The sequence below is a fragment of the Butyrivibrio sp. NC2007 genome, from assembly GCF_000421405.1.
Lineage (GTDB): Bacteria > Bacillota > Clostridia > Lachnospirales > Lachnospiraceae > Butyrivibrio.
The window spans coordinates 1-11,994 of the sequence record NZ_ATWY01000039.1 but is presented as its reverse complement, the minus strand read 5'-3'; the positions used below and the strand labels follow the sequence as shown (position 1 = coordinate 11,994).

The following is an 11,994-nucleotide window of genomic DNA, read 5'->3' as shown; positions in this document are numbered from 1 at the left end:
ATGTCCAGAAGAGGAAACTGTTGGGATAATGCTCCACAAGAGAGCTTCTTCGGACATATGAAAGACGAACTTAGCCCTTATATAAAGGCCTGGGAGGCATTTGATGATGTCCAGGACAGAATAAATGACTGGATCAATTACTATAATAACGATAGGTATCAGGTGCAGTTGCAAGGAATGGCACCAAATGAATACTATCACTATAAAGTAACCAATCAACTACCATCAGCATTAACAATGAAATACAGCCCAAAATAATTGCGTGTGTCCTTGACATGGGGTTCACTTTAATGGTTAGAAGCATCAGCTGCTCATAGATCCGGAGCCCGAGGTAATAAACCAGCCACCATGCCCCTGGCAGGGCTTGTCCTTGATACTTATAAATCAGGATGCTAAGCTGGGACGACCGATGGTGATACTAATCAGCTGCTCATGAGTCCATCAGCGTCGGTGATAAAGAGACAGCATACTGATTTTTAAGTGTCAAGGATGGCGTCCATTGCTACAGATTGAAATCGATATCACAAAAAAATGAGCCCCTGACTCCGTCCCCAGGGCTCATTTTTTGATGATCACTTCTTCCTGATCTTGGCCATCTCTTTAACTTTCTTAAGCTCATCTACGCTGAACATATAAGATTTATTGCAGAAATGGCACTTGAGTTCCACTTCCTTGCCTTCATCGATCATTTCCTGGATTTCTTTTTCTCCGATGAGCATCAGGGCTCTCTCTACTCTGTCCTTATCGCAATTGCAGTAGAAATTGAGGTCCACTCTGTCGGTTATTTCTACATCAAATCCATCAAGTACGATATTCAGAAGCTCCTCAGGTGTCTTGCCGGCTTTTAAGATATCCGTAACGGATGTAAACTTCTGAAGATTCTCCTCAAGATGGGATATGGTAGCTTCATCGGCAAAAGGAAGAAGCTGTATGATGAAACCTCCTGCAGCGATAACAGAGAGATTCTCCCTCTCAACCAAAACTCCAAGTCCGACTGAAGAAGGTGTCTGCTCTGACTTGGTGAAATAGTAAGTCAGGTCCTCTGCCACCTCTCCTGTATAGAGAGGAACCTGTCCCACATAGGGTTCTTTCATTCCCATATCTCTGATAACGGTAAGTGTGCCCTCACCGATTCCGCCGCCGACATTTAAATGGCCGGATTCATTGGGCTCCATTATGACGTAAGGATTACTTACATATCCCTTTACATTTCCCTTGTTATCAGCTGTTGCCAGAACAGAGCGAAGTGGTCCGTCACCGTCCATCTTGACGGTTATAAGGTCGCTCTCATTGTCCATCATTGTTCCCATCATAACTGTGCCAGTCATAAGTCTTCCAAGGGCTGCAGCTGCGATGGGTGAAAGGCCGTGAGCCTTTCTTCCGTACTCCGCAAGATCCTTTGTTGTTGCGGCGAAAGCCCTTATCTGGGCATTTCCTGCAGTCGCTCTTACCATATAATCTTTATAAGCCAATTCTTTTTCCTCTTTTCTTATCCTGTAATATCACTGTAGCACTCAGGCCTTCTGTCCCTGAACAGTCCCCAGGAGAGTCTGTTTCTGCGTATCTCACTAAAGTCATACTCCGCATAGATGATCTCCTCTTTATCCCTGGAAGCCTTTGCTACGCACTCTCCCGTCTCATCTGTAAGAAAGCTCGTTCCGTAGAAACAAAGAGATGACTTTTGTCCGCCATTCTCCTCAGAGGGCTCAACCGTTTCCGTGCCGATCCTGTTAGCAGCAGCCACAGGAATAATGTTTGCCGCCGAATGTCCCTGCATGGTCCTCATCCAGTGGCCTGAGCTGTCAACATTAAGTATTGGCTCTGAGCCGATTGCTGTGGGATAGAGAATAATGTCCGCTCCCTTAAGTGCAAGACACCTTGCAGTCTCAGGGAACCACTGATCCCAGCAGATTCCGACACCAACTTTTCCGTATCTTGTCTCAAACACCCTAAAGCCTGTATTTCCGGGTGTGAAGTAGAACTTCTCCTGATAATAGTGGTCATCCGGAATATGAGTCTTTCTATATATTCCAAGGAGCTTTCCGTCTGCATCTATCATGACAACTGAGTTGTAGAGTTCGTTCCCATCCTTCTCGTAAATACTGATGGGCATCACGACTTCCAGCTCTCTGCACAGGTCTGAAAAGTACTTAACTGCAGGATTCTCCAAAATCTCCGTGGCATACTCGTAGTAGTCGTATCTTCTCTCCTGGCAGAAATACTGCCTCTCAAAAAGTTCAGACAAAAGAATGATCTTCGCGCCTTCCTTGGCCGCCTTCCTGGTCAGCTCCCCGGCCTTTTCTATATTTCTCTTAACCAGCTCTGCGTCAGTAAGGGCACTGTTTCCGCACTCAAACTGCACGCAGGCAACCTTTATCTTCTCACTCATGCCTTTGTTCCTCCTACCGGCACCTGCTGCGTAATGCAGTGGATGTTTCCGCCTCCCAGAAGTATGGGCCTTGCATCAATGCCGATGATCTCCTTTTCGGGTAAAAGAGCTTTTAGCGTATCCAAAGCTCTTTTATCGCTTTCTGCGTTCTCATCTCCAAACTGAGGTACCAGAGCTGCGCCGTTTACAAAATAGAAATTGACATAGCTTGCAGCCAGTCTTTCTCCTACTTCACGCATATCCTCGCCCTCTTCAAACTCGTAGTTAGCAAGATCCTCCTCTTTAACAAGAACAGGGTTATCGGGAATATAGAGCTTATGAACCTTGAGCTTCCTACCCTTTGCATCCGTTACACTCTCGAGATAGTCAAGGTCAGCCTTTGACATCTCATATTGAGGATCGCTCTCATCATCTGTCCAGGCAAGCACCACTTCTCCGGGCCTTATAAAGGCGCAGACATTGTCCACATGCTCATTGGTCTCGTCATTGTAGATTCCTCTTGGGAGCCATAAAACCTTCTCAGCCCCGAGGTACTCTTTTAGTTTATCTTCAATCTGCTCTTTGGACAGCGAAGGATTTCTTCCCTTGCTCAAAAGACAGCTCTCAGTCACTATCACCGTTCCCTCGCCGTCACAGTGTATGGATCCCCCTTCAAGTACAAAAGGTGAAGCATCATACCCATCAACTTCCATAGTCTCAAGGAACGAAAGTGCAACCTTGTCATCCTTATCCCAGGAGGCGTAAAGCCCGTCTACTTCTCCTCCCCAGGCATTAAAGCTCCAATTGACTGCGCGAATGTCTCTCCCGCTTCCTGTCACAAATGTGGGTCCTACGTCTCTGGCCCAGGCATCATCGCTATCGATTTCAAAAATAAAGCACCTATCCGAAAGCTCTTTTTCCAGATCTTCATCCCCATGACAATGAGTTGTTATCAGATTGTCCATGAAGGCATCCGCCTCTTTTACAAAATCCTTAGAGGCAAGCAGATACAAGTCCTCTCGCTTTAGGATCTCCAAAAAGACCTCTCCAAAGGACTTAAGTGTATCTCTCCGGTCCTTCCCCCAGCTACCCGGGCGCGTCGGATAGATCATGATTGTGCCAAGATGCTGCGAAAACTCAGCAGGCATAGAAAAGCCATCTTCAATTGGTTTTGACTTAAACTTCTCCAATATGTCTCCTTTTCAAAAAAGGCTCTGTTATCAGAGCCTTGTCTTGAAGTCGTAATAGTTAAAGCTTCTAAGAATCTCCACCTCTCCGTCTTCGTGCATAAGCGAAATGCTTGGAAGCGCCATTCCGTTGAAGGTGTTGTTCTTAACAAAGCTGTAGATTGCCATATCCTCAAAGACGAGCCTGTCTCCGGGCTTTTTCTCATCATTGAAGCTGTAATCTCCGATGATATCCCCGGCAAGACATGTCCTTGATGAAAGCCTATAGGTGTAGTTCATCTCACCAGGCTCTTCAGAATCGCGAAGAGGTGGTCTGTATGGCATCTCAAGTACATCCGGCATATGACAGGCAGCGGATGTATCAAGGATGAGCACAGGCATCCTGTCAGTCTCAACAACATCAAGGACTGTGGTAACAAGGTAACCTGCGTTTAATGCTATAGCCTCACCCGGCTCTAAATAAACGTCAATACCGTACTTGGCCCTGATATAGGACACAAGTCCAATAAGCGCATCAATATCATAATCAGATCTTGTGATGTGGTGACCACCGCCGAGATTGATCCACTTGATCTTTCCAATGTTTTCATCAGGAGCAGGCGCTGCCGGTTCTGTATTATCAGCATTATCACCGTAATTGGCGTTATACTCCTCCCTATCACGGATGCGCATATTCCTCTCAAACTCTTTGAAAATAAACGTATCGTAATCGTCAGGAATAAGAGGACTTGGAAAGAACCTTGCAAACTCCCTCTCAACCTTAAGGAATGTATCCTCAAGCGGCTCAAAGCCCTGCTCGCAGAGATTGTGAACATGAAGTCCCTCAACGCCCTTAGGAAGAGCCTCAGGCATGTCATCATTTCTTACTCCAAGTCTTGAACCCGGAGCACAGGGATCATAAATCTCATGTGAATCTTCGGTACTGATCTCAGGATTTATCCTTATGCCAACTGAAACCTTGCCCTCTGAGACGGCTTTCTCCCATGTTGGTCTGTGATATTCAAGCTGGCTAAGTGAGTTAAAGACAATGTGATCACACATTTTACAAAGGTCCCTGAGCTCATCCTCTTTAAATGCCGGCTCAAATACGTGGTTTTCAGGCTTTGAGGCATTTACATCAAGAGTTTTTCTGATCTCATCATGAACCAGCCTGTCCGTTGTAGGAACCTTAAACTCCTCATGGGCAAGCCTTGCTTCATATATACCTGAAGCTGTTGTACCATCCAGATACTGAGCAATCAGCGGATAAGTCTGATATGCCGAATAGGCCTTCTGGGCAAGAAGGATCTTGGCCCCGGACTTCTCCCTTACTTCCTTTAGTATCTCAAGGTTTTGCTTTAATTTCTTCTCATCCAGCACATAGGATGGTGTCGGAATATCTTCAAATCTCATAAACAGTGCCCCTCACAATGAAGTATGAAGTCTTGCTCTCGCTTATTCTACCTCTACAGGATTCTCGTCAACAACCCATGGAAGTCCGAATTCATTCAGCATATCCATGTATGGATCGGGATCAAACTCATCAGTTGTGTATACACCGGGCTTCTTCCACTGTCCGGAAAGTACAAGAGCTGTACCGATCATGGCAGGAACACCGGTTGTGTAGCTGATAGCCTGGCTTCCAAGCTCCTTGTAGCACTCCTGGTGGTCGCATACGTTGTAGATATAAATAACCTTTTCCTTGCCATCCTTGATTCCGCGGATGATGCAGCCGATGTTGGTCTTGCCGACTGTCCTTGGTCCAAGGCTTGCAGGATCAGGTAAAAGAGCCTTTAAGAACTGGATAGGAACAATGTCTTTTCCCTCAAACTTGATAGGAGTTGTTGAGAGCATTCCCACATCCTCAAGGCATCTCATATGATCAAGATAGCTCTGGCCAAAGGTCATGAAGAAACGGATTCTCTTGATCTCAGGAAAGTTCTTTCCAAGGGCCTCGATCTCCTCGTGGTGAAGAAGGTACATGTCCTTCTGTCCAACCTCAGGGAAGTTGTACTCTCTCTTTATCTCCATGGGCTTTGTCTCAACCCAGTGTCCATCCTCCCAGTAGCTTCCGTTGGCTGATACTTCACGAAGGTTGATCTCAGGATTAAAGTTTGTAGCAAAGGCATAGCCGTGATCTCCGCCGTTGCAGTCAAGGATATCAACGGTATGGATCTCATCGAAATAATGCTTCTTGGCATAAGAGACAAATACGCTGGTTACACCGGGATCAAAGCCTGTTCCGAGAAGACCTGTGATCCCAGCCTCCTTGAACTTGTCCATATATGCCCACTGATAGCTGTAATCAAAATAAGCTGTAAAGCCCTTCTCCTTGCATCTCTTCTCATAAGCTGCGCGCCAAACGGGCTCGTCAGTGTCCTCAGGCTCGTAGTTGGCTGTGTCGATGTAGTCAACCTTGCACTCAAGGCAGGCATCCATGATAGTCAGATTCTGATAAGGAAGCGCTACATTAAGTACCGCATCAGGCTGATACTCCTTGATCAGCTTAACAAGGTCATTTACATCATCAGCATTAACAGTTGCTGTTGTGATCTTAACAGGAGTACCGTTCTTCTCCAATTTCTCTTTAAGGGCGTCGCACTTACTTACTGTGCGGCTTGCAAGGCACATCTCTGTGAAAACCTTGCTGTTCTGTGCGCATTTCTGAATAGCAACCTGTGCTACTCCTCCACATCCGATAACTAAAAGTCTACTCATCTAGACATATCCTCCTCTTCCTGTAATAAATCTTCTACATACTTAGGCAGCATAAACGCTCCCTTGTGCAAATGCGTTGTGTAATACCAGGTCTTGATCCCTCTCTCATCCCATCTGTCGGGATTGAAGTCCTTGAGTGGATGGTACTTCTTGCTGGCAAAGCCAAAGAGCCAGTAACCGGCCGGGCACGTCGGAATATGCGCCTGATAAACCCTGTTTACCGGGAAAACTCTGTAAGCCTTCCTGTGCATGGCTCTGCAGCTCTCCTCATCCTCATCATAGAATGGGCTTCCGTGCTGATAAACCATTATTCCGTCATCGTGAAGCGCCTTGTAGCAGCTTCCGTAGAACTCTTTTGTAAAAAGACCTGCCTCATGACCCAAAGGTTCTGTAGCATCATTGATGATCAGGTCGTACATATCCTCGCATTTCCTTAAGTACTTAAGTCCGTCCTGATAAAAGATATGGACTCTGTCATCTTCAAGGCCGATAGCATTGTCCGGGAAGTACTGCTTGCAGACATCCACAAACATTGAATCGGGCTCAACCACGTCGATGACCTTAATTTCATCGTAGTGAGTAAGCTCTCTGGCAACTCCTCCGTCGCCGCCACCAAGAACCAGTACTCTCTGGACCTTTGGATGAACAGCCATGGGTACATGAACGATCATCTCGTCATAGGTAAACTCATCCTTCTCTGAAAATATGATATTTCCGTCCGATGTTAAGAACTTTCCAAACTCCGGTGAATCAAACACGTCTATCCTCTGAAACTCACTGGTTCCGGAAAAGAGCTGTTTGGACAGCCTTATGCTTATCTTAACATTGCCGGTATGCATATCACTGAACCAATAATCCATCTCTGCCATTGTCATTCTCCCTTATTATTTTAGTACAAAAAGCTCGGAGATATCTTCACTCTCCGGTCCCTGCATGGAACATCCCTTCTCCATGGCAGTCTTTATATATTCCAGAATCTCCTCGGTTATCATCTCTCCGGGTGAAAGGATCGGGATTCCGGGTGGATAGCACATAACCGATTCTGCGCTTATTCTGCCGACGCACTGATCTATAGGCAGTGACTCTTTTTCTGCATAGAAAGCTTCCTGCGGAGTAGCCTTAACGATAGGTGTGACATACTCTGCTGAGAAAAACTGCTGCTCAGGCTTACTGTAGAGTCTTCTGATATCAGCCAAAGCCCCGGCCAGTCTCTCGATATCCTGTATCCTGTCTCCGATTGAGATGTAGGCCATAACATTGGAGAGGTCTCCAAATTCCATCTGGATATCGTACTCGTCTCTTAAGAGGTCATAGACCTCGATTCCTGTAAGTCCTATTTTCCTGGTGTTTACAACGAGTTTCGTCTCGTCGAAATCAAAGATGCTTCCGCCATTTTTCAGCTCATTGCCGTAAGCGTAATAGCCGCCTATATCATTGATCTCTTCTCTTGCATACTGCGCCATCTTGGTAACCTTCTCGAAGCTGTCATGTCCGTTAAGGGCAAGGTTTCTTCTTGATATATCAAGGCTTCCCAGAAGAAGATAGCTTGCAGATGTGGTCTGTGTAAGGTTAACGATCCTGCTGATGTAGCCAACATTTGCATCTGGTCCGCATAAAAGGATGGAACTCTGGGTCAGACTTCCTCCTGACTTGTGCATACTGATGGCAGCCATATCTGCTCCTGCAGCCATACCGTTTAGAGGAAGTCCCGGTCCGAAGTAAAGGTGAGTGCCATGTGCCTCATCCACCAGGGCTTTCATGCCATGTCTGTGAGCAAGATCAACGATTGCCTTAAGGTCCGAACAGATTCCGTAGTAGGAAGGATTGTTGATAAGGATAGCTTTCGCATCGGGGTTTTCCTTGACGGCCCTCTCAACGTCAGCTATCTCCATTCCCAGAGGAATCCCCAGGTTCACATCAACCTTAGGATCAATATATACAGGAACTGCTCCGCACAAAATAAGGGCGTTGATCGCACTCTTATGAACGTTTCTGGGCATGATGATCTTCTCTCCCATCTTCACATGGGAAAGAACCATTGCCTGCACGGCACTTGTTGTTCCGTTTACCATCATAAAAGCATGGGCTGCACCAAAGGCATCAGCCATGAGCTCTTCTGCTTCTTTTATAACCGAAACCGGGTGACATAGATTATCAAGCGGTTTCATGGAATTGACGTCAATGCCTACGCATCTCTCTCCCAAAAACCGCACCAGCTCGGCATTTCCTCTGCCCCTCTTATGCCCCGGCACGTCAAAAGGAACTACTCTCTGCTTTCTGAAACGCTCCAGTGCTTCATATATAGGGGCTCTTCTCTGCTGTTCTAAATCCAACTACGCTTCCTCCAACCATTCGCTCTTGTAAACACGCGAAAAGGAGTGGCATGAGATTTCTCTCATGCTACCCCTTGTTATATCTAATTTGACCGCACTTAATCATACTATATAATTGTTTGAAATTAAAGCGTTTTAAACAATTATTCCTTTTTGTATTATTCTTCAGTTACTTTATTTCTTCCGGAATCCTTGGATGAATACATAGCTTTGTCAATTCGCTTAAAAACATCATCAAAGGTGTCCTCAGGCTTAACACGGCTAAGTCCTATTGAACAGGTAAGCTTTCCTACTTCGCCAAAATGAGATTCTTCTACGCTCTTTCGAAGGTCCTCGGCAAATTTATATGCTTCATTTCCTGACATGTTGCGGATCAGGATAACAAATTCCTCTCCACCCCAGCGTCCTACAGAAGCACTCTTTCCCTCTACAGAATTCATCAAAACTGCCGCAAAACTCTTAAGTGCCATATCACCTGCAGAATGACCATATGTATCATTTACCTGCTTGAAGAAGTCAAGGTCCAGCATAAGAAGCGCCACATCGGATCCACCCTTTTTAAACAGATCAATGGCATTGCTGATTTCTGTTTCGATACCGCCCCTGTTAAAGAGTCCTGTCAAAGGATCCTTAAGAGCAAGGCTCTCATATTTCTTCATAGTGGTCATCAGCTCTTTTACATTCTCGTTGATGTCCTGAACCATGAAGACAAATCTGAACTCATCATCAGATGTCTCGGCTTTAATGAAAACAAGCTTAACCCAGATGAACACACCTTCAAGATTCTTCATCTTGCAGTCAAATGAGGTTGTTCGACCGGTACTCAGATTAGCCTTAAGATATTCGGGATCTGTAATAGTCATAAACTGCTTCTGATCCTCAGGCCATATCATATTTACGGTCATAAGTCTCCACTGGGAGTACTTGATGGTGGCATTAACAGTATCATCAGATATCTCGGTAACACAGATACTGCTGGTGGTATCCCTTATAAGATCCACATACATTGAGAACAGATAGGTACTCTGAATAGTATTTACTTTACTTGATGTAGCGTGTTCCTCAACGTTTTCCCCATCATTGAGCTCATCCATGGCAAATATATACTGCCCTGTACCATCTATCGGATAAACATTCATCTGAACATGGTGAGGGGTATCGTCTCCATCTACAAATACCTTGGTTCTTCTGCTGTATTTACCCTTAAACTCCCGGTAATATGAGATGAACGCCTTGTAATCATCGTTTATTTCTTCATTGGAATTTTCCAGATGGAACCAGATCTTCTGGATCAGATCCTCGTAGATGCCTGTTTCACCAAGAAGCTCAGCAAATACCCCTTTTCTTGTGATGCTTCTGTAGGTGTTAAGCTTTGAATCGACAATTACGATCGCATCGACTGTCTCGTCAAGGATGCTTAACAGGTCTTCCTTAGTGTAGTCCTCAATTGCTTTGTTTATCATGCTTATACCCCGCCAGATCAGCTCATTATGAGCTGTTTTTACCCTTTAATATTATACAGCAAAGAAAAGCAAATTAGACGAAAAAGAAGTAGCAAATTTTTGAAGCATTTTTTTTACATTTTGGGGTGTTTCCCTCTACTGTGCTGAATCAGATCATACAACAAAATTGCGTTGCAATTTCGTTGTCATCGCTTGTCGCCAAATATCCAATAAAAAGCATGAGAAAATCGCGTCAAGACGCTCCTTTTACCGTAATATGAAAAACTAAATTCCTGTTCAGATGCATTAATCTGGAATTTACTCCTGCACATATTTTTTGTTACTATATCCAAGGTTATCTGTCAGAAAGGATTACCATGGATAAGAAAAACAGCTTTCATAACCAAAGACATCTCTCATTGTCTGACAGAAGTTTTATTGAGCAGGAGCTATTACAACATTCTTCTTTTAAATATATTGGAGAAATGCTCAACAAAGATCCTACTACTATATCTAAAGAAATACGGAATCATACCATGTCAAAACCTCCTTTACAGCACTTTAGAAAGTGTCGAGGTTGTCTGCACTATATTGAATGCCGCAGGAGAAATGTATGTGGTGATCTTAAGTGTAAATCTGTATGTAGGTTATGTGTTTGGGGGCACCCTACTGATCACTGTATTAGTTATCTTCCTTTTGATCGTTACTGCAACAAAAGAGATAAACCTCCATACGTATGCAATGGCTGTGAGCATACAAATTTATGCACTCTTGAGCAAAGGATTTACGATGCAAAAAAGGCTCAAAAAATGTATGAACAAAAGCTTTCCGATTCTAGAAAGGGCATCAACATGACTCCTGAAGAACTGGATGAACTTAATGAACTCATTTCTCCTCTGGCCCTTAAAGGGCAACCATTAAGCCATATATTTGCAGTTCATGGTGATGAGATTCCCGTCTCTCGCAGGACTTTATATAACTACTTTGATCAACGAGTCTTTACGGCAAGGAACATTGATCTACCAAGAAGAGTTCGCTACAAAAAGAGAAAAAGGCGTTCTGAACCACGTATAAAAAATGTCAAGCAAGCATACCGTTCAAAGCGTACTTATGTTGATTTTGAAAAATATACAAAGGCATTTCCGGAGCTTGATGTCGTTGAAATGGACACAGTAAAGGGTACCAATAAAGCAGGAAAATGCCTGTTAACTCTTCTGTTCAGAAGCTGCAGTTTCATGATCATAATCCTACTTCCGAATTGTACCCAGAAGAGTGTTGTAGCTGCCATAAACAGCCTTTGCGACGCCATCGGATTACACACTTTTAAAAAGTACTTTCCCATAATTCTTACTGACAATGGCTCAGAGTTTAAGAATCCCTGGGACATAGAAAATACGCAAACCGGAACTCCACGGACAAAAGTATTTTATTGCGATCCATACGTTTCAAATCAGAAAGCGCGCATAGAAAAGAATCATGAGTACATACGTTATGTGATACCTAAGGGAAGAAGCATGTCCAAGTATACGCAGGATGACATCAATCTTCTTGCAAGCCACATAAACTCTGTAGGGCGTGACAGTCTCAATGGGGCTACACCTTTTGACCTAGCGGAGCTCCTTTTAGATAAAAAGATACCGACTTTAACAGGACTGAAAAAAGTCTCCCCAGACGAAGTCCTGCTAAAACCGGCACTCATTGAATACCGTGATAAATAATCACGTAGACTAATAAATCAGCAGACAGATAACCACCCGAAGATCATAAAATCTCTTTTGATGGGTGGAATTTAATTTTTCTCAATCTGCTCCAGCCATCTGTTTGCTATGCAAACAAACAGAATTGGTAAACCGATTTTAGCATGTTTTTGGGGCATGTCAAAGTACCATTTTTATAAAAAAACTCCTAAAAAAGCCTCACATGCATTTTTTGCAACTATAAACCGGAATTCAGTTTTTCATTTGACC

10 protein-coding genes are annotated in these 11,994 nt (G+C 44.3%); 2 read left to right on the top strand and 8 right to left on the bottom strand.

Features of this window, described 5'->3' with window-relative positions:
- The coding region (locus G632_RS0118020) for an IS3 family transposase (protein ID WP_022770917.1) at nucleotides 1–258 on the top strand (258 nt) is incomplete at its 5' end.
- Between the two features lie 314 nt (nucleotides 259–572).
- Here the strand turns inward: G632_RS0118020 and hslO are convergent.
- The 8 genes from hslO to G632_RS0117980 all read right to left on the bottom strand — a co-directional run bounded on the left by hslO (nucleotide 573) and on the right by G632_RS0117980 (nucleotide 10,048).
- Nucleotides 573–1,454 carry an Hsp33 family molecular chaperone HslO gene (gene hslO, locus G632_RS0118015; RefSeq protein ID WP_035771617.1) on the bottom strand — a complete coding sequence of 294 codons (882 nt, stop codon included), beginning with the start codon at nucleotides 1,452–1,454 and terminating at the stop codon, nucleotides 573–575.
- 35 nt (nucleotides 1,455–1,489) lie between these two features.
- The gene (aguB, locus tag G632_RS0118010; RefSeq protein WP_022770915.1) at nucleotides 1,490–2,389 is read right to left on the bottom strand and encodes an N-carbamoylputrescine amidase; all 900 of its coding nucleotides are present in this window, start codon (nucleotides 2,387–2,389) and stop codon (nucleotides 1,490–1,492) included.
- Nucleotides 2,386–3,558, bottom strand: a complete 1,173-nt coding sequence (gene aguA / locus G632_RS0118005; protein ID WP_022770914.1) for an agmatine deiminase — start codon at nucleotides 3,556–3,558, stop codon at nucleotides 2,386–2,388. The genes aguB and aguA overlap by 4 nt, the downstream gene beginning before the upstream one ends.
- Before the next feature lie 30 nt (nucleotides 3,559–3,588).
- Nucleotides 3,589–4,947 carry a carboxynorspermidine decarboxylase gene (locus G632_RS0118000; protein ID WP_022770913.1) on the bottom strand — a complete coding sequence of 453 codons (1,359 nt, stop codon included), beginning with the start codon at nucleotides 4,945–4,947 and terminating at the stop codon, nucleotides 3,589–3,591.
- A gap of 42 nt (nucleotides 4,948–4,989) precedes the next feature.
- The gene (locus G632_RS0117995; protein ID WP_022770912.1) at nucleotides 4,990–6,252 is read right to left on the bottom strand and encodes a saccharopine dehydrogenase family protein; all 1,263 of its coding nucleotides are present in this window, start codon (nucleotides 6,250–6,252) and stop codon (nucleotides 4,990–4,992) included.
- Nucleotides 6,249–7,112, bottom strand: a complete 864-nt coding sequence (speE, locus tag G632_RS0117990) for a polyamine aminopropyltransferase (protein ID WP_026512696.1) — start codon at nucleotides 7,110–7,112, stop codon at nucleotides 6,249–6,251. The genes G632_RS0117995 and speE overlap by 4 nt, the downstream gene beginning before the upstream one ends.
- Before the next feature lie 24 nt (nucleotides 7,113–7,136).
- The gene (locus tag G632_RS0117985; protein ID WP_022770910.1) at nucleotides 7,137–8,585 is read right to left on the bottom strand and encodes an aminotransferase class I/II-fold pyridoxal phosphate-dependent enzyme; all 1,449 of its coding nucleotides are present in this window, start codon (nucleotides 8,583–8,585) and stop codon (nucleotides 7,137–7,139) included.
- A gap of 158 nt (nucleotides 8,586–8,743) precedes the next feature.
- The gene (locus G632_RS0117980) at nucleotides 8,744–10,048 is read right to left on the bottom strand and encodes a GGDEF domain-containing protein (RefSeq protein ID WP_022770909.1); all 1,305 of its coding nucleotides are present in this window, start codon (nucleotides 10,046–10,048) and stop codon (nucleotides 8,744–8,746) included.
- 356 nt (nucleotides 10,049–10,404) lie between these two features.
- Here G632_RS0117980 and G632_RS21855 point away from each other — a divergent pair, with 356 nt between their 5' ends.
- Nucleotides 10,405–11,745 carry an IS30 family transposase gene (locus G632_RS21855; protein WP_035782302.1) on the top strand — a complete coding sequence of 447 codons (1,341 nt, stop codon included), beginning with the start codon at nucleotides 10,405–10,407 and terminating at the stop codon, nucleotides 11,743–11,745.
- The last annotated feature ends 249 nt before the right edge of the window (nucleotides 11,746–11,994 follow it).

Excerpts from the sequence above, each read along its gene's own strand:
- hslO (WP_035771617.1), bottom strand. The coding sequence starts at position 1,454 with ATGGTAAGAGCGACTGCAGGAAATGCCCAGATAAGGGCTTTCGCCGCA.
- aguB (WP_022770915.1), bottom strand. The coding sequence starts at position 2,389 with ATGAGTGAGAAGATAAAGGTTGCCTGCGTGCAGTTTGAGTGCGGAAAC.
- G632_RS0118000 (WP_022770913.1), bottom strand. The coding sequence starts at position 4,947 with ATGAGATTTGAAGATATTCCGACACCATCCTATGTGCTGGATGAGAAG.
- G632_RS0117995 (WP_022770912.1), bottom strand. The coding sequence starts at position 6,252 with ATGAGTAGACTTTTAGTTATCGGATGTGGAGGAGTAGCACAGGTTGCT.
- speE (WP_026512696.1), bottom strand. The coding sequence starts at position 7,112 with ATGGATTATTGGTTCAGTGATATGCATACCGGCAATGTTAAGATAAGC.
- G632_RS0117980 (WP_022770909.1), bottom strand. The coding sequence starts at position 10,048 with ATGATAAACAAAGCAATTGAGGACTACACTAAGGAAGACCTGTTAAGC.
- G632_RS21855 (WP_035782302.1), top strand. The coding sequence starts at position 10,405 with ATGGATAAGAAAAACAGCTTTCATAACCAAAGACATCTCTCATTGTCT.